18 protein-coding genes are annotated in these 21,297 nt (G+C 40.1%); 7 read left to right on the top strand and 11 right to left on the bottom strand.

The window, feature by feature from the left end; all coding sequences use genetic code 11:
- The first annotated feature begins 43 nt into the window (after positions 1–43).
- Positions 44–739 (top strand): hypothetical protein, encoded by a 696-nt coding sequence (locus V5804_RS00180; RefSeq protein ID WP_369589350.1) that lies wholly within the window; start codon positions 44–46, stop codon positions 737–739.
- 290 nt (positions 740–1,029) lie between these two features.
- Here V5804_RS00180 and V5804_RS00175 read toward each other — a convergent pair whose 3' ends face one another.
- From V5804_RS00175 to V5804_RS00160, 4 genes are all read right to left on the bottom strand, one after another.
- Entirely contained in the window at positions 1,030–1,494 is a 465-nt protein-coding gene (locus V5804_RS00175) for a thioredoxin family protein (RefSeq protein WP_369589349.1), read from the bottom strand.
- Positions 1,495–1,557: 63 nt separating this feature from the next.
- Positions 1,558–2,703 carry an alpha/beta hydrolase fold domain-containing protein gene (locus V5804_RS00170; protein WP_369589348.1) on the bottom strand — a complete coding sequence of 382 codons (1,146 nt, stop codon included), beginning with the start codon at positions 2,701–2,703 and terminating at the stop codon, positions 1,558–1,560.
- 47 nt (positions 2,704–2,750) lie between these two features.
- Positions 2,751–3,479: an acyl-CoA desaturase gene (locus V5804_RS00165; RefSeq protein WP_369589347.1), complete on the bottom strand. Its 729-nt coding sequence runs from the start codon at positions 3,477–3,479 to the stop codon at positions 2,751–2,753.
- Between the two features lie 669 nt (positions 3,480–4,148).
- Positions 4,149–4,319, bottom strand: a complete 171-nt coding sequence (locus V5804_RS00160; protein ID WP_369589346.1) for a hypothetical protein — start codon at positions 4,317–4,319, stop codon at positions 4,149–4,151.
- 504 nt (positions 4,320–4,823) lie between these two features.
- Here V5804_RS00160 and V5804_RS00155 point away from each other — a divergent pair.
- Positions 4,824–5,360: a hypothetical protein gene (locus V5804_RS00155; protein WP_369589345.1), complete on the top strand. Its 537-nt coding sequence runs from the start codon at positions 4,824–4,826 to the stop codon at positions 5,358–5,360.
- Between the two features lie 75 nt (positions 5,361–5,435).
- On the opposite strand, the gene V5804_RS00150 is transcribed toward V5804_RS00155, so the two are convergent.
- From V5804_RS00150 to uvrA, 4 genes are all read right to left on the bottom strand, one after another.
- On the bottom strand, positions 5,436–5,678 hold the full coding sequence (locus V5804_RS00150; protein ID WP_369589344.1) for a hypothetical protein: 243 nt from the start codon (positions 5,676–5,678) through the stop codon (positions 5,436–5,438).
- Between the two features lie 155 nt (positions 5,679–5,833).
- Positions 5,834–7,021, bottom strand: coding sequence for an L-dopachrome tautomerase-related protein (locus V5804_RS00145; protein WP_369589343.1), 1,188 nt, complete (start codon positions 7,019–7,021; stop codon positions 5,834–5,836).
- Between the two features lie 267 nt (positions 7,022–7,288).
- Positions 7,289–7,915, bottom strand: a complete 627-nt coding sequence (locus V5804_RS00140; RefSeq protein ID WP_369589342.1) for a LysE family translocator — start codon at positions 7,913–7,915, stop codon at positions 7,289–7,291.
- A gap of 383 nt (positions 7,916–8,298) precedes the next feature.
- Positions 8,299–11,130, bottom strand: a complete 2,832-nt coding sequence (gene uvrA / locus V5804_RS00135; protein WP_369589341.1) for an excinuclease ABC subunit UvrA — start codon at positions 11,128–11,130, stop codon at positions 8,299–8,301.
- Positions 11,131–11,354: 224 nt separating this feature from the next.
- On the opposite strand from uvrA, the gene V5804_RS00130 reads away from it, so the two are divergent.
- The 4 genes from V5804_RS00130 to recA all read left to right on the top strand — a co-directional run bounded on the left by V5804_RS00130 (position 11,355) and on the right by recA (position 14,273).
- Positions 11,355–11,939 (top strand): RNA polymerase sigma factor, encoded by a 585-nt coding sequence (locus V5804_RS00130; protein ID WP_369589340.1) that lies wholly within the window; start codon positions 11,355–11,357, stop codon positions 11,937–11,939.
- 83 nt (positions 11,940–12,022) lie between these two features.
- Complete coding sequence (locus V5804_RS00125; RefSeq protein ID WP_369589339.1) at positions 12,023–12,223, top strand: hypothetical protein; 201 nt, start codon at positions 12,023–12,025, stop codon at positions 12,221–12,223.
- A 123-nt stretch (positions 12,224–12,346) separates the two neighbouring features.
- The gene (gene nth, locus V5804_RS00120) at positions 12,347–13,120 is read left to right on the top strand and encodes an endonuclease III (RefSeq protein ID WP_369589338.1); all 774 of its coding nucleotides are present in this window, start codon (positions 12,347–12,349) and stop codon (positions 13,118–13,120) included.
- Between the two features lie 136 nt (positions 13,121–13,256).
- Complete coding sequence (gene recA, locus V5804_RS00115; protein WP_369589337.1) at positions 13,257–14,273, top strand: recombinase RecA; 1,017 nt, start codon at positions 13,257–13,259, stop codon at positions 14,271–14,273.
- A 59-nt stretch (positions 14,274–14,332) separates the two neighbouring features.
- Here recA and V5804_RS00110 read toward each other — a convergent pair whose 3' ends face one another.
- Together V5804_RS00110 and tsaD are read right to left on the bottom strand one after the other, a co-directional pair.
- Positions 14,333–14,503 carry a hypothetical protein gene (locus V5804_RS00110; RefSeq protein ID WP_369589336.1) on the bottom strand — a complete coding sequence of 57 codons (171 nt, stop codon included), beginning with the start codon at positions 14,501–14,503 and terminating at the stop codon, positions 14,333–14,335.
- A gap of 12 nt (positions 14,504–14,515) precedes the next feature.
- Entirely contained in the window at positions 14,516–15,517 is a 1,002-nt protein-coding gene (gene tsaD / locus V5804_RS00105; protein ID WP_369589335.1) for a tRNA (adenosine(37)-N6)-threonylcarbamoyltransferase complex transferase subunit TsaD, read from the bottom strand.
- Positions 15,518–15,572: 55 nt separating this feature from the next.
- Between tsaD and V5804_RS00100 the strand changes: the two genes are divergently transcribed.
- Positions 15,573–20,009 (top strand): translocation/assembly module TamB domain-containing protein, encoded by a 4,437-nt coding sequence (locus V5804_RS00100; RefSeq protein WP_369589334.1) that lies wholly within the window; start codon positions 15,573–15,575, stop codon positions 20,007–20,009.
- A gap of 168 nt (positions 20,010–20,177) precedes the next feature.
- Here the strand turns inward: V5804_RS00100 and ribA are convergent.
- A partial coding sequence (gene ribA / locus V5804_RS00095; protein WP_369589333.1) for a GTP cyclohydrolase II occupies positions 20,178–21,297 on the bottom strand: 1,120 nt, incomplete at its 5' end.

Raw genomic sequence — 21,297 nt, 5'->3', positions numbered from 1 at the left:
ATATATAAAATTCTTATTTTACCAAACTTAAAATCTGATTTTAATGAAAATCAAAATAGTAATTTTAATATTGCATATAGGATTTCTTTTATCAAGCTGTAATCATAATAGTCAAAATCATGATGCAACTCTTGATTCATCATATTCAACAATAAATAGTGAAAAATCAGAAATTCCAGGTAAAGCACAACTGAAGATATCTGCTTATCTAACAAAGAATTTAACCACTGAAAAAGAAATCAAAAAAATCCTCCTTTATATTTATGAGTTGAATAAACATGAAGGTGGATATGAGAACTTTTCTGAACCTACAGTTATCGGGATATATTTATTTACTTCAAAAACTTTAGCTCAAAAAGACCCTTCGTCTTGGATTGGCATGTTGGTGAAAGGACCAAGTGATATTGAACCTCGATTATCTATAAACAACTTTAAAACGATGGCTTTGACTAACCTCAAAGACAAAAAACAATCTAAAGATGAAATAGAATTAGAAAAGTTAAATAAACTACTTGCTTCAAAAAATTTAAAGCTATGTGATTTAAATGATCAATTAAATAACTTTGAACTTGAAAGTATTCATAAAGCTGATAGAATTTTCCCTAATTACGGAAAAAAACACGATGATTATTCCAATAAACTTATTAATGTTGAATGGAAAAAGATAGAGAAAAAGTATGGCCTTGATGAAAGCGATTTGAACAAAGTTGGTACTTATGCAAGTGCATATTGTAAATAATTATTCTCTTACGTCAACAATCCCAACACCCGCTCATCCCTATAATCCTTAATAAAAAACAACACATTATCGTGCTCTTTAAAATCCTTCTCTTCGTGAGCGGTAGTCAACGCAAAACATTTCATACCTGCATTTTTGGCGGCTTCCACGCCTTTGGGTGCGTCTTCAAACTGCGGCGGCTTTTAAAAATGTTTCGAGATGGGGTTTGCTTTTTTCCACATCATCTAAAATAATAATTTGAGGCTAAGGTTGCAGCGACACCAATTTTTACCCGGTAAAAGAAGTATGCCTTACTTTTTCTTCAAAGCTTCTGCTGCAAAACGCATCAAATCGTCTGGTGCCATAAAACCCATGGTTCCCAAAACAGGTTTGGCGTTTTCATCAAAAATAATGAGTGTTGGATAAGCTTGGATTTTCCATTGTTGTGCCAGCATCGGCCCTTGCCCGGCTTCCATATCAATCGAAACGTTGATGAAGTTTTTGTTGAAGAAATCGGCTACTTTTTTATTGGTGAAAGTCCGAATCTTGAGCATTTTGCAGGGGCCGCACCAGGTGGCGTAGCAATCTACAAAAATCCATTTTTTTTGTGCCGATGCTTTTTTTACGGCCGCGTTCCAATCGTTCTCCACAAAAACAATTTTATCCGCCGGGGCTAATTTTGAAACCAGAACAGTTTTAACAGAAGGAAAAAGTTTAAAAGATGCAGCCGAAAAAAGTACCGGTAAAAGAAGCATCCAGGTGTATTTTCTGATCATAGTTTCAATTTTTAATTTTAATGGTAAACACAAAATACGTTAATGGCAATTTGAGGTTTTGGTTTATTTAGTTGGCGTAACAACGTTTAAAAAGCGTTCTACAGTATAAGTGGCCAATTGTCCGCTCGGGCCGTTTAGGTTGAAATCGCAGCCGTGCGTTGCCCAGGGCAAACTCAAAAAATAATGTTTTACGCCAAGTTGGTTTAGTTTTGTGTTGAGGCGAACGCTATGCTGATAAGATACCAGCACATCATTTTTACCATGGATCAGCAAAGTTGGAACGGATTGTGCCGAAGCAAACAGAATGGGCGAACTTGCCGCATAATTTTGGGGAACCTGCTTGTAAGTTCCGCCGAGATAATCTTCCATCACTTTGTGCGAATTTAAAACCAACGGGTTGCTGGGCGCTGCGTAACCCCAAATCATATCTGCCGGGCCGTAAAAATCAATCACGCCTTTGATGTTTTTATCTTTTAAAGTATAAGCGGCCAGCAAAGCAATTTGCCCCCCAGCCGATCTTCCCAGCAAAACAAAATTATTGGTATCAATTTGTAGTTTTTCTGAATTTGATTTTAAATATGTAATTGCACTTTTAACATCTTCCACCGGCAATGGGTTTTGATATTGCGGTGCCAAACGATATTCAATTGAAGCAACCTGATAACCCCGGCGCGCCAAATAACTGTTCAGTTCGGGCAGTTGTTTGCGGTCGCCACCGCTCCAGGAACCACCATGAACAACGATCACACAAGGTTTTTTTCCTGCTGTTTTTGCGGGGTAAAAATCCAGTTGCAAATCAACATCCACATATTTTTGATAAGTAAAAGTTTGCGGCGCGATTGCCTTTTCATCAATCCCCGAAAACATGGAAAAGAACGAATATGGCTTTTTGAGGTGTGGCTGTTTTAGATTTTCGGTTTGGTTTCCCAAAGCTGATTTTAATTCTCCCGGAAGTTTGGAAGCAACACCGTAAGCCCGAAAAACAGGTGATAAAAACAGTATCAGTGTGATCAAAGCCAGGAAGTTTCCGGCGCGCTTGTAGGCAATCAACCTGCTTTTAAACAAATAAAAAATAATGGTGAGGACGATAAAAACGTATGGAAACTCGGCAACCAAAATCGCCAGGATCCACAAATGGTATGTTGGCGCGGGCAAAACGGCCAGCAGGGAAACCAAAAACAACAGAAAAATCAGGAGTAAACGAAGCATCAGCTAAAAATGAATGAACAGACCGTTAACCAATGCTTCTTTTAGCACTATATTTTTCGCAAACGGATGATGCGTAAATGGTGCATCAACCGCATGATCGGATAAGTTGGGTCAACCTCAAACCAGCGTTTGGCAAAGTTGGCGTCGTTTGGTTTTTTGTGGTGGTTGTTTTGGAAGAGTTCGCCCAGCATCAAAAAATCCAAAGGCAGCATGTTTTTGCTGTGGTCGTGGTTGTCAAAGTTAGAATAGCCGTATTTGTGGCCGCACCAGTTAACGATGGCACCATGCAACGGGCCCATTAAAAAATGGATTGGCAGCAGTAAAAACAGCCACCATTGCGTGGCAAAAGCAACATAAAAAGCAATGTAGAAAAGGCCGAAAGCGATACGGCTGATCCAGGAATCGCCTATCCGGTCAACAAAACCCCAGGTTGGGTAACGGTCGCGAAAAGCAGGTTCCGGCTCGATCCTGTGCTTTTGGTAATCCATGTAAATATTTTTGGTTTTGATCATCATGCCTAAAACATCTTTTGCAAAATGCGGCGAGTGCGGGTCTTTCGGCGTATCGCTGTACGTATGGTGCATGCGGTGCAAAATGGCATAAGCCCGCGGGTTTAAAAAAGAAGACCCTTGGAAAATATAGGTCATGAAATAAAAGGCTTTTTCCCAGAAAGGGTTAAGCTTGAACATTTTGTGCGAAGCGTAACGGTGAAGAAAAAAAGTTTGAAAAAACAACGACAGGAACCAGTGTAACAAAAAGAAAATAAAAATGATCATTATAAAATGTGTTGAAGCAATACCATATACGTAAAAATGGCAGTTTTGATTTGGGTTTTTTTGAGAAATGATGCTAAAATAAGATTAATTAACTTTCGGAGCAAATGCTTTACCGCCTAAAATGAATCTATGCAGAAATGGTTAAATACCGTTTTAAAAACAATTTAAGGCTAATTTGGAAAGCGGAACAAAGCAAAAAATTCTCTTCTTAGTATAAGAATAGTTTCAATAATGAAAATATTTATAACAATTTTAAACAAGCCAGGCAAAAAAGGCAAATTGAGCTTAAAATCAATTTTTGATGTTGCTTTAATTGATTTTTAAAGCAGCAACAGATAAATTTTTCTACTTCTGATGCTAAAATTTTTTATTTTGATGTTATCAGCCTTTGTAAATTTTATAAAACCTAAAAAAATATTGAATTATTTAAAATTTTATATTTTTTTGTTTGGTTTATAAAAACTTAGTGTTATCTTTACACTATCAAAAAAAGCAAATAATTGATGCTTTTTTTATAAAAAGTCTTCTCATAATTTAGGTTTATAATTGGTTAGTAAAAGCTCCTGCCCATCAGGGGCTTTACTTTTTTACACGCTTTTTTGCAAAAAAAATCCGGGCCGAAAAATTATTTTTCAACCCGGACAACTGCTATAACAGCAAATTTTCGTTTTAATTGCTTCTTCCCCTAAAAAGGGAAATCAACCAGATAATTACCAGGATTACAACAACTATGGCTATAATACCTACGGCTGCCCCGGCTTTAAAAATTCCGCCGATAGCAGAACAACTGCTTAACACCATCAGGGTTAATACCAGTATAGAAAAGTTCAACTTTTTCATTCAATTAGTTTTTAAGTTATTTGCCTAACAGGGGCAGTTGTGTATTGTTTTTGTAAAATTCCTGCTTCAATCGTTTAGGCTGAAGTTTGTAAAATTTTTGACTTCTGCTTAAATATTTCTCTTCTTTTTAAAACCTTGGAATCTTAAACAAAACGAATGCTTCTTTTAGCACCCTTTTTTTGACATTCAATTTCTGTTGCGACGGTTTGACCTTTTAGAAATTATCCAAACAAACAACCCTAAAATAATCAAAACAGAGTAAATGCCCAGTTTAAACCCTGCCCTAAAAACACCGCCAACTACCATGCAACTTTGCATTGTGCCTGCCAAAATCAATAAGCCAAACAAGAACCTTTTTTTCATGCGGTAATATTATAAAATATTGAATGGTTAAAAGCGGAATATTTTCATTAATCATGTGATGCTTCTTTTATGCACCTAAAATTTTGCAATTACAATCAATCCAGAAGATTTATTGTTCATACAACATCAACAAAAAACACTATGAAAAACAAACCAGGAATTTTTTTGAACGAATTGGGCACGGCCATTGGTATTGGCGTAATGGCCGGTTTGGTTGGCACCGCTGCCATCACCGTTTCGCAAATGATCGAAATGAAAATTGATGGCCGCCAACCAAGCTCTGCTCCGGTTGATGCAGTATCAAAAGTGCTTGATATGAAGCCAACGAGCGAAGAACAAAAAGCCAAAGTTTCGCAGCAAATCCATTGGGTTTATGGCACTTCTTGGGGAATTGTACGCGGATTGATTTCGCTAACGGGATTAAAAGGCTGGAAAGCAACAGTGATACATTTTGCTGCCATCTGGGGAACAGAAATGGTAATGCTGCCCTCCTTGGATATTGCGCCACCGGCAACCGAAGAAGATGCCAAAACGATTTCTATTGATGGCCTGCACCATGCCGTTTATGCGGTTGCAGCAGGTTTGGCTTTTGATGCGATTGCGAAAAGGACTTCGGAAGCTGCTTTGGACAACGAGTTGTCTTCGGCCAAAAAACTGTTTAAGAAAAAAATGGCTTAAAAACAGCATTCCCTTTAATATAAAAAGGCTTCGGGAAAAATTTCCCGAAGCCTTTTTAATTATCGAACAGTAACATCAAACCGCATCCTGTTCCACGATGTTTTTTCCTAAATGCTGGATTTCTTCGGCACTTAAAATCAACGCTTCGTGGCCGTGAGGTTCGTAAATCCATATGTTGTTTTCGTTGCAATACAAACAGCCGCAGGATTGCTCTTTATAAAACAAGTTGTAGGTTGGCCGCAGCTCCTTTTCGGCTTTTTCGGCACCAATTTCCAAACAATGGTCTTTTCTGTGTATGTCAATAATAAATTTGCTCATAAAATCAATTCTAATAAAACCAATCAATGATACTGTTTTTATCGGCATAAATTAAGCAACACCGATAGCGGCATTTAATTTTACAATCAAAAAACCACACCAATTTTTACCCGATAAAAACAGCATTGCTTTTCACCTTCAACCTAAAACAATAATTAAGGCAGTTTTAAACGGTAAATGGCATAAGGCGAAGTGCGTTTGTTTACGCCGGCATTATGCTCGGGCGTTTTTTGGATCTGAGAACAACTGACATACAAATAGCCGTCTTTAGAAACCGAATAACTGTCCGGCCAAATTAAACGCGCATCTTTAACCAAAGTCGTCATTTTTAAATCAGGAGAAATTTGAAGAATGGCCGAGTTTTGTGGATCGCCCAAATACAAATTTCCTTTTTTGTCGAAAGTCATGCCATCGGTTACGGCAAATTTTCCCAGGTCTTCTACATAACCTTTTAGTTTTTGTGCGGGTATTGTATCGTTCCGCAGAAATTCTGTTTTGATGCGGTACAATTTGGTATCCGTCAAAGGTTTGTAATACAGCCAATCGCCGTCGGGCGTTAAGGCAATTCCGTCCGAATCAAACTTAACCGGCTGGCCTTCCTGCATCATTTCTTTGCCATCAATAATAAATTTAAAATCTTTATCCGAATGAACGGAATAATGGTTTTGCAGCAATTGCCTTGCTTTTCCGGTTTTTAAATCAATCACTATAATGCCGCCGGTTCCGGAATTGGTCATGTAGGCATATTGTCTTTTTGTGTCCACGCGCACATCATTGATATAACTATGCTCGTCGGTTACGCCTTCAAAAGTGTAAGTACGTTCCGGTTTATTAGTGTTTAAATTGATCTTGACCAGCTTGTTGCTTTGCTGATAAACCTTGTCCAATTTCGGCGCGGCGGGATCAACCACCCACATCGCATCGTTGTCATCAATATAAACGGCCTGCACACAAACCCATTTGTTTTTACCGCTTTCGCCGGGTTTCCAACTGTTCATGGTTGCGTCCGGGAAAGGCTGGGTTTTATTTCCGGGCAAAACCTCCACCAAAGCATATTTATAGATAGAAGGCGTCCACAAAGGATAATTGGTAAACAGCCTGCCTTTTGCCGAAATGGCAACGCCGGTCAACTGGTAAGTCGGATCGGCAAAAACCTGTTCCAATTTTACCGAAGAATTTCCGTTGGGATTATCGGCCGCTTTATGTTCGGCATTGTTGCCGGTTGTGGCGCCCGGGCTTTTATTGGCATCACTTTCGGAAGGCTGGCTGCCGGATTTATTATTGCTACAAGAAGCCAAACTTGCAGCCAAAACAATCAAGGAATAACTTAATAATTTTTTCATGTTGATTAAACCCAACTTGTATTAAAAAGGTTTAGATTTTTCTTTATAGGAAATAAGTTTTATACTAAAAAACATCGGTAAAAGAAGCATCAATAGAAAACCAGCAACTTAAAGCCTGTTTGAATTTGTACAAGAAAAACCATGATGCTTCTTTTACCCTATAAAAATTGGTGTATCAATCTAAACAAATCAGAAACCCAATACTCACCAATTTTTAGGTGATAAAAGAAGCATAGGAACCTTGATAAATAAATTTTAAGCAGGCTCTTAATGGTGCTTAAAAAACATCAGGTAAATTTGTTTGATGACGTGGTAAGCGGCAAAGCTCCAGAACAAAATAGCAATACTTTTATTGATGATCTTGCTGCTGAGGGCAAATTTACTTTTGATATAATTGGCCGATTTTGCGTAAATATACAAACACGAAAAGGCACCCAAAGCGGAACCAAAACTAAACACAACCAACTCAAAACCAGAAGTTTCAATCCATTCGTGCGTGATTAAATAAGTGCCGGTAATCAACCAAAACGGGATTTGCATCGGGTTGACAATGCCGAGGATGATGCCGTAACGGATACTGTCGTTGCTCGAATATTTTTCGCTTGGCTTCTCGTTGCGGTTGTGCCAGGTTACAAAACCCAAAACGGTAAACAGCACCACCATCACCCAATCAATAATGGTAGCCAGTTTCATTTGGTTTGAAAGCCAGCTTGCACCGTTCATGATCAGTAGTGTGAAAAAAAACTCGACCACCGAAAAAGCAGAAATAAAGTATAACGCTTGTTTTAAACCACGGTTTATCGTGATTTGTACGAGTGTGAGGTTGATATTTCCGGGCGGAATGTATCCGATAAAATTGCAGACGATGCCCAGAAAAAATGTCAGGAAAATCATGCTGCAAATTAATCAGGTTTTTTCAGAAACAGAAAGTTTATTCGGTTTGGAAAAAACAAACATCAATTTTTAGGCGATAAAAGAAGTATTAGCTTTAGCCAAAAAAAGCGTGGTTTTAAAGCGGTTTTTTATTTAGAGCCTGTTTAAATTTTATTCGCTTTGCCTTTCATGCTTCTTTTATGCCATCAATTTTGGCTAAAGCCAATCCGTGTTCCTTTATCCACGGCCTAAAGGCCGTGGCAATGAATAAAGCCTGATGCCGTAAAGTGATAAAAGGTTTGCGAAACAAGGCGGCCCAGTTGCCACGGCCTTTAGGCCGTGGGATATGTAAAATGCATTTGGCTTTAGCCAAAACACCATTAGATTAAACTTAAACAGACTCTTTACAAGTTTGCAGCTTTTAACCGCTCTTTTAAAAACTGCGCCGTGTAAGATTTCTTCTCTTTCAACAACTTTTCCGGCACACCTTCAAAAACCAGGTTCCCGCCGCGGTCGCCGCCTTCAGGGCCGATGTCAATTACCCAATCGGCACATTTAATCACGTCCATGTTGTGTTCGATTACCACAATTGTGTTGCCTTGTTCCAGCAAAGCATTGAAGGATTTCAGCAGTTTTTTGATGTCGTGGAAATGAAGCCCGGTTGTTGGCTCATCAAAAATAAATATCGTTTTGCTGGCATTATTTCCTTTGATGAGGAAGGAAGCCAGTTTGATCCGTTGCGCCTCGCCGCCGGAAAGTGTGTTCGAAGACTGACCCAACTGCACATAACCCAAACCAACTTCAACCAGCGGTTTTATTTTGTTGAGGATCTTGGTTTCTTTCTCGAAGAAAACCTGCGCTTCGTCAATCGTCATCTGTAAAATTTCGGCAACGTTTTTATCCTGATACGTTACGTCCAAAACGTGCTGTTTAAAACGTTTGCCGCCGCAAGCTTCGCAAGGCAAAAAAATATCGGCCATAAACTGCATCTCGATTTTTACTTCGCCTTCGCCCTGGCAAACATCACAACGGCCGCCTTCAACGTTAAAAGAAAACGCGGCAGGCTTTAACCCGGCGGCTTTGGCGGCTGGCAAAGCGGCAAACAAATTCCGAATATCGTCCCAAGCTTTAATATAAGTAACCGGATTGGAGCGCGAAGAACGCCCAATCGGGTTTTGGTCTACCATTTCTACCTGTTCTATTTTGCTGATATCGCCTTCAATGCCATCGTAGCCGCCGGTTTTCTCGCCCGAATAATTGCCCAGGCTTTTTTGCAAGGCCGGATACAAAATCCTTTTTACCAAACTGGTTTTGCCCGAACCAGAAACGCCGGTAACCACCGTTAACACGCCCAGCGGAAATTTTACATCAATGTTTTTCAGGTTGTTTTCGCGTGCTCCTTTTATCAAGATAAAATCGTTCCAGGTGCGACGTTGTGCGGGAACCGGAATTTCTTCGCGATGGCTTAAATATTTGCCGGTCAAACTGTGGTCGTCGGTCAAAATTTCCTGATACGTTCCGGTAAAAACCAGTTCGCCGCCATGCGTTCCGGCTTCCGGCCCAATATCAATAATATGGTCGGCCGCCTGCATAATTTCTTCTTCATGTTCCACCACCAAAACCGTGTTGCCCACATCGCGCAGCGATTTTAAAACGGTGATTAAACGTTGCGTATCGCGCGGGTGCAAACCGATGCTTGGCTCGTCCAGCACATAAACCGAACCCACCAAACTGCTGCCCAAAGAAGTGGCCAGGTTGATGCGCTGCGATTCTCCACCGGAAAGCGTGTTTGATAATCGGTTTAACGTGAGGTAACTTAGCCCAACATCATTTAAAAACCGCAGCCGGTTGATGATTTCGAGCAGCAAACGGCGGGCAATTTTTTCGTCCTGCCCGCTTAATTCCAGGTTCTGAAAAAAGGCCAAAGCTTCGTCCATCGGCATCAAAACAATATCAGTGATGGACTTTGAATTTACCTTGACAAAAGAAGCATCCTGCCGCAAACGGCTGCCTTTGCAATCCGGGCAAGTGGTTTTTCCGCGGTAGCGCGACAACATCACGCGGTACTGGATTTTGTAGGTTTGCTCTTCCAGTTCTTTAAAATACGCGTCCAATCCGCGGAAATATTTATTGCCGCTCCAAACCAAAGCTTGTTGTTTTGCGGTTAATTGCGAATAAGAACGATGGATCGGGAAATCAAATTTAATGGCCGAGTTGACCAGCGCGTCGTTCCATTCTTTCATTTTTTCGCTGCGCCACGGTGCAATCGCGCCATCGTAAATGGATTTGCTTTTGTCCGGGATCACCAAATCTTCATCAATGCCAATCGTTTTGCCATAACCTTCGCAGCGTTTGCACGCGCCGTAAGGATTGTTAAAGCTGAAAAAATTGGGCGAAGGTTCTTCAAAACGAATGCCGTCCAATTCAAAACGATCACAAAAAAACTGGTCTTTTTCAGGTTCTTCTTCCGTTGGTTTATAGCGAAGGTAACAATCGCCGCGGCCTTCAAAAAAAGCAGTTTGAACCGAATCGGCCAGTCGGCTCAACGTTTCTTCTTCGGTGTTGATGATCACCCGATCTACCACGATAAAAACAGCATGATCGCTTTTTAACTCTACATCTTTAACTGCGGTATCTTCCAAAATTTGTTCAATGCGGGAAATCTTTCCTTCAAACAAAACCCTTTGAAAACCTTTTTGCAGCAAAACCGCCAGTTCTTCTTTTATCGTTCGGTTGTTGTGCGGATGCAGCGGGCAATAAACCGTAACGGCGGTATCGGTTGGCAACGCGGCCGCAAAATTGACTACATCGGTTACGGTATCTTTTTTTACGATTTGCCCGGATTTTGGCGAAACCGTTTTTCCAATCCTTGAAAATAACAATTTCAAATAATCATAAATTTCGGTGGAAGTGCCAACGGTAGAGCGCGGATTGGAAGTAATCACTTTTTGCTCGATGGCAATGGCCGGTGCAATACCGCGGATATAATCCACATCAGGTTTGTTCATCCTGCCCATAAATTGCCGGGCGTAGGACGAAAGACTTTCTACATAACGGCGCTGGCCTTCTGCATAAAGCGTATCAAAAGCCAGCGAAGATTTGCCCGAGCCCGACATGCCCGTAACCACCACCAATTTATTTTTCGGGATGGCAACGGTCAGGTTTTTTAGGTTATGCACCCTTGCACCGGCTATAATAATATGGTGTTTAGAATCGGTTTCTGTTTCTATGTTCATCAATGAATTTTATATGGTAAAAGAAGCATCGGAAAAATGCCGTTCAAAAAACAAAAATACCGCTCTGTGCGTACACGCGTGTATTTTTATTTTAATATTTGTTTCTTATTAAAATTATTATTTTATTTGATATTACAATTATCAAAAACCATAACCGGGCAAACTATCGACAGAACTCTACTTTTTCAAATTTTTTAACTTAAAAAAATAAGGTAGTCAGGTCTATGGAGTTTAGAGAGACGAGTGATCAGGAGTTGATCCATTTGTACATATCTGGTAACGAAGCGGGTTTAACAGAACTTATCCGCCGCTACCAGTCAAAAATTTATACATCAATTTATTTATTAGTAAAAGACGAATATCTGGCCGAGAATATTTTTCAGGATACGTTTATCAAAGTAATCAACACATTAAAAGCCGGAAAGTACAACGAAGAAGGAAAGTTTTTGCCCTGGGTCGCCCGCATCGCGCACAATTTGGTGATTGACCATTTCCGCAGGGAAAAAAGGACGCCGCTGGTGAGCAACGGCGAAGATTTTGACATTTTTGATGTTTTGGGCCATTACGATGAAAGCACGGAAGACCGCATGATCCGCGAACAAACTTATACGGATTTGAAAAAACTGATCCATTTGTTGCCTTCGGAACAAAAAGAAGTGTTGATCATGCGCCATTACGGCGATTTGAGTTTTAAGCAGATTGCCGACATTACGGACGTGAGCATCAACACGGCTTTGGGCCGGATGCGCTATGCCCTGAACAACCTGCGGAGGATGATGCTGAGCAAGGAACTGCTGTTGAAAAATTAATTAAAAAATTCATCTGGTTTTAATACTAAATTAATCTGGTTTTCGTTCAATTGCTGACTGTTTTTTAAACCTCAAGCAAGCATATGACCGAAATCTCTACAAACAATTTTAACACTGTTAAACAGGACGAAAACCCATCAAAAGATGTTGATTTTCCGGAAGATTTAGATGACAGCGAACAGCGTTTCTACAAATCTATTTTACCAAAACTAACGTTGCTGCAATTGGCACCGAAAGAAGAAACGGTTGTCAGGATCATTCATTACTCCAGAAATTACAAGTAACCCTTTTCTGCTTTAAACTTATCCGGCTTTGTTTGAAAAAAACGAGGTCGGCTTTCTTGTGCGCACTAAATTTTATGTGCTAAAAGAAGCATCGCCGGAAAAGAAAATATTTACGTTTGCATTATGCTTAAAACAGCCAGATACAAAGCTTTTGTTGATTATTTTTCTGCGCACCAGCCTAATCCGGTTACCGAACTGCATTATAATTCGCCTTTTGAATTACTGGTTGCCGTGATCTTATCTGCACAATGCACCGATAAACGCATCAACCAGATTACGCCTGCCCTTTTTGAACGCTTCCCCACGCCCGAAAGCCTGGCCGCATCAACACCGGAAGAAGTTTATACGTACATTAAAAGCGTAAGTTATCCGAACAACAAAGCCAAACACTTGGTTGGGATGGCTAAAATTTTGGTTTCCGAATTTAACAGCGTTGTTCCGCAAGGGATTGAAGATTTGCAAAAGATGCCGGGCGTTGGCCGCAAAACGGCTAACGTAATTTCTTCGGTGGTTTATCAGGAACCGGCGATTGCTGTTGATACACACGTTTTTCGGGTTTCAAACCGCTTAGGGTTGACCAACAAAGCCAAAACGCCATTGGCAACAGAAATGCAGTTGATGAAGTATCTGCCCAAAGAATTGCTCGGCGTGGCGCACCACTGGCTGATTTTGCACGGCCGGTACATTTGTGTGGCGCGGACACCAAAATGCGAAATTTGTCCGCTCACGCATTTTTGCAAATATTTTGAGCAGATGAACACCGAAACTGCTTTGCGCAAAAAAGAGCAGCAACAATTGCAAAAAGCAAAGCAGCTAAAGAAAACCAGGAAATTAAACCAGCTCACCGCACATCTAAAAAAACATACGGTGCCAAACACAGTTGATATTGTTGATTGAGTTAAGTATGTTTACTACTTCTTTTATGCCTAAAATTTCAATGCTTCTTTTATGCCCTGTTTTTTATTATTTTTGATAAAAATATTAGCATAATTGAATTTTAATCCTTACCTTAGAACTTTGAAAAACTAAAAAAATGAGCAGCACAGATAAATTAAAAGCATTACAGCTTACTTTAGATAAATTAGAAAAATCATACGGCAAGGGAACGGTAATGAAGTTGGGCGATACCGCAATTGACCCGATCGAATACATTTCTACCGGTTCCATCGGTTTGGATATTGCTTTGGGGATTGGCGGTTTGCCAAAAGGCCGCGTCGTTGAAATTTACGGCCCGGAATCTTCCGGTAAAACCACTTTGGCCATCCATGCCATTGCAGAATCACAAAAAAGGGGCGGCATTGCAGCTTTTATTGATGCCGAACACGCGTTCGACCGTTTTTATGCGCAAAAATTAGGCGTTGATATCGAGAACTTGTTGATCTCGCAACCGGATAATGGGGAGCAGGCTTTAGAGATTGCAGATAACTTGATCCGTTCCGGCGCAATTGATATTATCGTGATTGACTCGGTTGCGGCATTGGTGCCAAAAGCAGAGATTGAAGGCGAAATGGGCGATTCTAAAATGGGTTTGCAAGCACGTTTGATGTCTCAGGCTTTGCGAAAACTGACGGGGATGATCAGCAAAACAGGTTGCTGCTGTATCTTCATCAACCAATTGCGCGAGAAAATTGGGGTGATGTTTGGCAATCCGGAAACTACGACCGGTGGTAACGCTTTGAAGTTTTATGCTTCCGTTCGTTTGGATGTCCGTCGTATGTCGCAAATTAAAGATACCGACGAAGTATCCGGGAACCGCGTAAAAGTGAAAATCGTGAAGAACAAAGTTGCGCCACCTTTCCGCATTGCCGAATTTGATATCATGTTTGGCGAAGGCATTTCTAAAGCCGGTGAAATTATTGATTTGGGTGTTGAATACAATATCATCAAAAAATCGGGTTCGTGGTTTAGCTACGGCGATACGCGTTTAGGCCAAGGCCGTGATGCCGTTAAAAACCTCATCCTTGACAATCCGGAAATGATGGAAGAACTGGAATTGAAAATTAAAGATGCCGTTAACGGAACAGAACCCGTTGTGGCTGAAGTGAAGTAACGTTCACCCAAATTTACCCGATAAAAGAAGCAGTTGGTTTTAATAGATCAACTGCTTTTTTATTGTCCGCCAGTCCGGGCATACATATAAACGATGCCCAGCAGCACAACCAAAATTAAAACGATCAAGCCGATAGAACCTTTTTTCTTGTCTTGCCGCATCACCCAAATTAAAAACCCAACCAAAGGCAGCACAAAAATCGCCCAGAATATGAAAGAAGCTAAATTCATTTATCTAATCAGTTAAAATTGCATCCGGGCCAAAGGTGCGGTTTGTTGGCCAACAAAATCCTGTTTCAAAAATTTATAATAGCCAGTTGCGGCAATCATGGCGGCATTATCGGTGCAATATTGAAACGCCGGGATGTAAGCTTTCCAGCCGTTTTCATCCGCCGTTTGTTGTAATAAATTGCGTAAACCGGTATTGGCCGAAACGCCTCCAGCCAAAGCAATTTCTTTAATCTGATATTGTTGCGCTGCTTTTTTCAATTTGTTCATCAAAATTGTGGCAATCCTTTTTTCGATAGAAGCACAAATGTCCGGCAAGTTGTTTTTTAGGAAACCAGGATCAGCAGCCATTCTATCCCTAACAAAATATAGGAATGCTGTTTTTAGCCCACTAAAACTGAAATCAAAACCCGGGATTTGCGGCTCCGGAAAATGATAAGCATTCGAGTTTCCTAAACGTGCATACTTGTCAATCAATGGTCCGCCGGGATAAGGCAAACCCAAAATCCGGCTGGTTTTATCCATCGCTTCTCCGGCCGCATCGTCCAGCGTTTGTCCAATGATCTCAAAATGAAAATAATCTTTCACCAGCACAATTTGTGTATGCCCGCCTGAAACTGTCAGGCATAAAAAAGGAAATTTTGGTTTAGGCTCTTCAATAAAATTGGCTATAATATGCGCCTGCATGTGGTTCACTTCGATCAAAGGCAGGTTTCGGGCCAATGCAAAAGCTTTGGCAAAAGAAACGCCGACTAAAAGTGCGCCTAAAAGCCCGGGGCCGCGCGTAAAACTAACAGCATCAATATCATTTTTTGTAACTTTAGCCGTTAATATGGCTTGCTGAACGGCAGGGATAATATTTTGTTGATGGACACGCGAGGCTAACTCGGGCACAACGCCACCATATGCAGCGTGGATACTTTGGCTGGTAATGATGTTGCTGACTACAGTTCCATCAATGCAAATTGCGGCAGAAGTTTCATCACAAGACGATTCTATCCCTAAAATTACAGCCATTGTTTAAAATACATTAAGCTGCAAAGTTATTAAAAAAGCGCTCAAAATAACGTTAATGGTTGTCCTGCTCATCATCCTGATGCTGGGGCTGCTTGTATTTTCGTTCCAATTTAAATCCGTACAAACCTGGGCGGCCAAAAAAGCAACACGCTATTTATCCAAAGAATTAGATACCAAGGTTGATATCAAAAGCTTGTACATTAAACCTTTTTCTTCGGTAGTTTTGGAAGATTTGTATGTGCTGGACAAGCAAAAAGACACGTTGCTGAGAACGCCTTTGCTCACTGTTAAATTAAGCGGTTTTTCTGTTTTTAACAGCATCAAAGCCCGAAAAATTGATTTCAAAGACATTACGTTGGACAACGGTTCTTTCTATCTTAAAAAATTAAAAGACAAGAACACCAATTTGAAATTTATCTTAGATTATTTTAATTCGGATACCACAACTAAAAAAACGAAAACCAAACCCTGGACAATTAATTTTGAAAGGATTGCACTCAACAACTTTCATTTTCGGTATAAAAACCAATTGATTGATACCAACATCAATGGTGTTAATTTTGATGATGTTAATTTAACAAAATTGAACATTGACGCTACTAACTTGGATTTAAAAAACCATTTGTTTAAAGCAGCAATCCACAATTTATCTTTCAAAGAAAAGAGCGGCTTTATTGTACAAAAATTAGCTTCTGCGGTAACAGTTGATACTAACCAGATTGAATTGCAAAACCTAAATTTGAACACGCCCAACTCTAAACTTCACGATTATTTTAGGCTTGGCTTTAAAAGTTTTGATGATTTTGACAATTTTGAACATAAAGTAATGATGAGTGCCAATTTTAAAGATGCACACTTATCGTCAAAAGATATTGCTTTTTTTGCTGATGATTTGCACCGGATTCAATTTGAACTTGGAATTAACGGCGCAATAAAAGGCAAAGTAGATAACCTGAAAGCCAAAAACCTGGCGGTACAAGCCGGACAGGCAACTTACATCAAAGGCAACTTTAGCATGAAAGGTTTGCCCAATTGGGATCAAACTTTGATGGAACTAAACATCGAACAAGTTGCAACCAATAAAAAAGATTTGGATTTGTTGTACAAAAATTTTACCGGTAAAAGAAGCACGGAGATTCCAAGTATTATAGAAAAGTTTGGCAACATTAGTTTTAGCGGGCAATTTACCGGTTTTCAAAACGACTTTGTGGCTTATGGTAATTTTAAAACCAATTTGGGCCGTTTCAGTTCGGATGTGAACATGAAAACCAAAGGCAACGTGCCCAAATATACCGGAAACATTAAAACTTTTGATTTCAATTTTGGCAATTTATTAAACGAGCCTTCTTTAAACCGGGCCACAATTTCAGCCAATATTGATGGTGCCGGTTTTGATTTAAAAACTTTAAAAGGCAAGTTGGATGCAAAAGTCAACTACTTGGATTTTAACCGCTACCGTTACAGCAATGTAAATTTAAAAGGCACTTTCAATAAAAAATTCTTTGATGGTTTGGTTTTGGTAAACGATCCAAACTTGAAATTCAACTTTAAAGGAAATGTAAATTTGAATGCTGCCTTGCCTGTGTTTAATTTTAAATCAGACATTAAGGGTGCCAAATTGAACAAGTTGCATTTTTTAAAAGATACAATTGCGGTTGATGCTCAACTAAGTTCTAATTTTTCCGGGAACAACATTGACAATATTAACGGCAATGTTTTATTAAGGAACATTAAGCTGGTTAATCCAAGGAATAATTATTCGGTTGATTCTTTGTATTTTGCTGCCGAAGGAAAAGGCAGGGAACGCGAATTAACATTAAAATCTTCACTTGCAGACGGCAGTTTAAAAGGTGATTATGATTTGAAAACGCTGCCTTCGTACTTCAAAACGTTGGTCAAAAAATACGTCCCTTCGCTTCAAGCAAAGTTTGTTTCGCCAAAACCACAAAACTTTGCTTTCCGGCTTAACCTCAAAAACTTAGACCCGGTTACAACCTTGTTTATGCCCAAGTTAAAAATTCCCGAACAGGGAACTTTTGTCGGCAATTTTAACTCTTATAATAAAACCGCAACTTTAAACGGGTTGATCAAAACGATCCAATATGATAAAATGGTTTTCCACGATCTGCTGATTGATGAAAGCACGAATGACGATTATATTGGCGTAAACATTTCTTTGAGCAAGGTTAATATTACAGATAGTTTGTTCATCAAAAACATCAACATTACCAACTTTTTAAAACGCGACAGTTTAAATTTCAACATTAAACTTTCGGACAAAGATGCAACCAACCAGTTGGATTTGTATGGTTTGGTGGAGTTTGGACGGGATACAACAGCCAAGCTAAAAATCCTGCCTTCGGATGTGATCATAGAACAACAAAATTGGCGGATTGCAGAACAAGTCAGGATCAGGTTGTTAGAAAACGGGCGGACGCAAATTGCAGGTTTTGTGTTGTCAAACGGTGTACAAAAAATTGGGGTTGACGGTTTTATTTCTTCAAAACCAGAAGACAAACTGAAAGTTGCTTTTGATAAATTCAGCCTGGCTTCCTTGGATCAGCTTACCAAATCTGTTGGTGTAAAACTAACCGGAACTTTAAACGGCAATGCCGTCATCAATTCAATCACCGGCCAGCCAGGCGTAGAATCTGATTTGCGTGCCGATTCGATCACCATCAACAAAACCTTAATTGGCAACCTTAAACTTGCCGCACAATTAGACAACGAGCAAAAAATTGCGTTGGTAAACATGAGTTTGCTGAACAAAGGGCTGGAAACTTTGAACCTGAACGGTAAATATTATCTTGCAAGTGAAGACAACAAGCTGGACTTTCATTTAAAGATGGACCAAACCGAAGCCGCTATCTTGGACCCTTTGGTGAATGATTTAGTTTCCAATTTAAAAGGCCAGATTTCTGCCGACTTGGATGTTACGGGCATGCCTTCAAAACCACAAATCAACGGCAATTTAAATCTGATCAACACGGGTTTAACCATCAACTATTTAAAAACGCCTTATTTGATTAATGATAAAGTTGCCGTTAAAAACAGCATTATCCAAATCAGCGATTTACAATTGAAGGATAACAGAAATGGTGTTGGCGTGGTAAACGGCACGGTTGATTTGAATAATTTATCGGCCCCGGATATTGAAGCGACCATCGTTGCGCGCAACCTGCTGGCCTTAAACACCACTTTTAAAGATAACCGCTTATATTACGGTACTGCTTTTGCCACCGGAAAATTCAGTTTTGCCGGGCCAACGGACAATATGAAAATTGACATCAAAGCAAGGACGGAAGATGGCACAATTTTTAATATTCCGCTCAATTCTTCCAGCACGGCCAGCAATTATGATTTCATCACTTATGTAAACCGCGACACTTCTAAAATTGTAAAAAAAGAACAATCCTTTAATGGCATCACGCTTAATTTTGATTTAACAATTGATGAAAAAACGCTGGTAAAAATCACGACGGATTATGGGCAATTGGAAGGAAGCGGAACGGCCAGCAACCTGCAATTAAACATCAATAGTTCAGGTGATTTTGAAATGCGCGGCGATTATTTGATCTCCAACGGAAAATTTGAATTTACGGCGCAAAACTTTATCAGCAAAGTTTTCCAGGTAAATCAGGGCGGAACAATCCGATGGACGGGCGACCCATCAAACGCCGAAATAAATTTAAAAGCGATCTACGAAGTTCGTGCGGATATTAACGACTTATATAGAGCGGCCGGTTTAGCAAACGCAACATCAAGCCAGCAAAAATTAGTTCAGGCCGAACTGATTTTGACCAAATCATTAACGCAACCGGATATTGATTTTAACTTTAATTTTCCGAACGACCCTTCGGTAAAAGATGAACTGGCTGCTTATTTGAATGATATAACCAACCGTAACCAGCAGGCTTTGAGTTTGATTGTAAGGCGGAAATTTGCAAGCGGAACCGGCGGGGAAAACCTGACAAAAGAAGTGGGCAGCACCGCACAAGATGCCATCAGCGAGTTTGCTTTTAACAAGTTGAACAATTTTATTTCGCAATCCAACATTAAAAACTTAGACTTAAACATCCGTTCTTTTAATGATGCAAGTGCATCTTTAAGATTATTTAAAAACCGCTTGGTATTGAACGGAAGTTTGTACAACAATCAGGTTGGAAATGATTTGTTCAACCAAAATGCAACGTTGTTCAGCTCCAACTTTAGCAATTATACCAAAGATTTTGAAGCTCAATATTTGATTTCTAAAGACGGAAAACTGACGGCCAAATATTCTTACCGGGCTTTGAACAGCACCACTTTAAATACTTTGAACGACCAATTAGGCTTGCAATATGTAAACGGCCTGGGTTTGGTTTACCAGCAGGAATTTGATTCTTTCTCCGAGTTTTTGCGCAATATTTTTACCCGTAAAAGAAGCATCCGAAGAAACAACAACCCTACTATTCCAACAACTGCAAAAGCAACTGCTGATTTAGATAATTAACATTTGAAAAATAAAATATTTGTTTGAACCGGTACAAGGAAAAACAACAATGCTTCTTTTACCCTATAAAAATTGGCACCTCATCAATCGGAATAAAAACAAAAGGTTCACCATTTTTTAGGTGGTAAAAGAAGCATTAAGACTGATTTGGTAAATTTTAAACTGGCTTTAGATCAAATCCTTTAAAATGGAATGCCCCATTTTATCGCGCTTTGTTTTTAAATAAGATTCATTGTGCGGGTTGGAAGAAACCTCAATCGGCAAAGTTTCTGTGATCTCTAATCCATAGCCTGATAAACCGGTACGTTTTGTAGGGTTATTGGTCAGCAGTTTCATCTTGGTAATGTTTAGATCACGCAAAATTTGTGCGCCAACGCCGTAATCTCGCTGATCCATTTTAAAACCCAGGTGCAGGTTTGCATCAACCGTGTCAAAACCGTTTTCCTGCAAATGGTAAGCTTTTAATTTGTTGATCAAACCGATGCCGCGGCCTTCCTGGTTCATATAAACAATCACGCCTTTGCCTTCTTTTTGGATGATTTCCATCGCTTTGTGCAACTGCGGGCCGCAATCGCAGCGGTTGGAACCAAAAATATCACCGGTAATGCAGGAACTATGGACGCGAACCAGAACAGGCTCGTCTGCCGCCCATTCGCCTTTTACCAAAGCAATATGATGTTCGCCGGTATTTTTTTGGGTATAGGCAACCATATCAAAATCGCCCCATTGAGTAGGCATTTTTACCGAAATTTCCCTTTCGATCAGGCTCACCGAAACCATCCGGTATTTGATCAGGTTCTCAATAGAAATTATTTTCAGCCCAAATTCCTTTGCCATTAGTTCCAGATCCGGCAAACGGGCCATCTCGCCGTTCTCTTTTAAAATTTCGCAAATAACGCCCGCTGGTTCAAAACCTGCCAAAACCGATAAATCGGTTGCTGCTTCGGTATGACCGGCGCGCCGAAGCACACCGCCTTCTTTAGAAATCAAAGGGAAAATATGCCCGGGTCGGCCCAAATCTACAGGTTGCGTTGCCGGGTCAATCATGGCCAAAATGGTTTTAGAACGGTCGCTGGCAGAAATGCCGGTTGTGCAGCCGTGGCCAACCAGATCAACAGAAACGGTAAAATTGGTTTCGTGGGAAGCCGTGTTGTTGCCCACCATCAAATCCAGATCCAAACGCTGCGCAATAGAACGCACAACGGGAACGCAGATTAAACCACGGCCATAACGCGCCATAAAATTAATCACTTCCGGAGTGGCGTTGCGCGCAGGAATATAAAAATCG

It is taken from the genome of Mucilaginibacter sp. (assembly GCF_041088075.1).
Taxonomy (GTDB): Bacteria; Bacteroidota; Bacteroidia; order Sphingobacteriales; family Sphingobacteriaceae; genus Mucilaginibacter_A.
The sequence above is the reverse complement of the archived record's forward strand: the minus strand, read 5'-3'. Positions and strand labels throughout refer to the sequence as shown.

What these genes read in the sequence shown, in the direction of transcription:
- V5804_RS00180 (WP_369589350.1), top strand. Translation starts at nt 44, where the DNA reads ATGAAAATCAAAATAGTAATTTTAATATTGCATATAGGATTTCTTTTA.
- V5804_RS00175 (WP_369589349.1), bottom strand. Translation starts at nt 1,494, where the DNA reads ATGATCAGAAAATACACCTGGATGCTTCTTTTACCGGTACTTTTTTCG.
- V5804_RS00170 (WP_369589348.1), bottom strand. Translation starts at nt 2,703, where the DNA reads ATGCTTCGTTTACTCCTGATTTTTCTGTTGTTTTTGGTTTCCCTGCTG.
- V5804_RS00165 (WP_369589347.1), bottom strand. Translation starts at nt 3,479, where the DNA reads ATGATCATTTTTATTTTCTTTTTGTTACACTGGTTCCTGTCGTTGTTT.
- V5804_RS00160 (WP_369589346.1), bottom strand. Translation starts at nt 4,319, where the DNA reads ATGAAAAAGTTGAACTTTTCTATACTGGTATTAACCCTGATGGTGTTA.
- V5804_RS00155 (WP_369589345.1), top strand. Translation starts at nt 4,824, where the DNA reads ATGAAAAACAAACCAGGAATTTTTTTGAACGAATTGGGCACGGCCATT.
- V5804_RS00150 (WP_369589344.1), bottom strand. Translation starts at nt 5,678, where the DNA reads ATGAGCAAATTTATTATTGACATACACAGAAAAGACCATTGTTTGGAA.
- V5804_RS00145 (WP_369589343.1), bottom strand. Translation starts at nt 7,021, where the DNA reads ATGAAAAAATTATTAAGTTATTCCTTGATTGTTTTGGCTGCAAGTTTG.
- V5804_RS00140 (WP_369589342.1), bottom strand. Translation starts at nt 7,915, where the DNA reads ATGATTTTCCTGACATTTTTTCTGGGCATCGTCTGCAATTTTATCGGA.
- uvrA (WP_369589341.1), bottom strand. Translation starts at nt 11,130, where the DNA reads ATGAACATAGAAACAGAAACCGATTCTAAACACCATATTATTATAGCC.
- V5804_RS00130 (WP_369589340.1), top strand. Translation starts at nt 11,355, where the DNA reads ATGGAGTTTAGAGAGACGAGTGATCAGGAGTTGATCCATTTGTACATA.
- V5804_RS00125 (WP_369589339.1), top strand. Translation starts at nt 12,023, where the DNA reads ATGACCGAAATCTCTACAAACAATTTTAACACTGTTAAACAGGACGAA.
- nth (WP_369589338.1), top strand. Translation starts at nt 12,347, where the DNA reads ATGCTTAAAACAGCCAGATACAAAGCTTTTGTTGATTATTTTTCTGCG.
- recA (WP_369589337.1), top strand. Translation starts at nt 13,257, where the DNA reads ATGAGCAGCACAGATAAATTAAAAGCATTACAGCTTACTTTAGATAAA.
- V5804_RS00110 (WP_369589336.1), bottom strand. Translation starts at nt 14,503, where the DNA reads ATGAATTTAGCTTCTTTCATATTCTGGGCGATTTTTGTGCTGCCTTTG.
- tsaD (WP_369589335.1), bottom strand. Translation starts at nt 15,517, where the DNA reads ATGGCTGTAATTTTAGGGATAGAATCGTCTTGTGATGAAACTTCTGCC.
- V5804_RS00100 (WP_369589334.1), top strand. Translation starts at nt 15,573, where the DNA reads ATGGTTGTCCTGCTCATCATCCTGATGCTGGGGCTGCTTGTATTTTCG.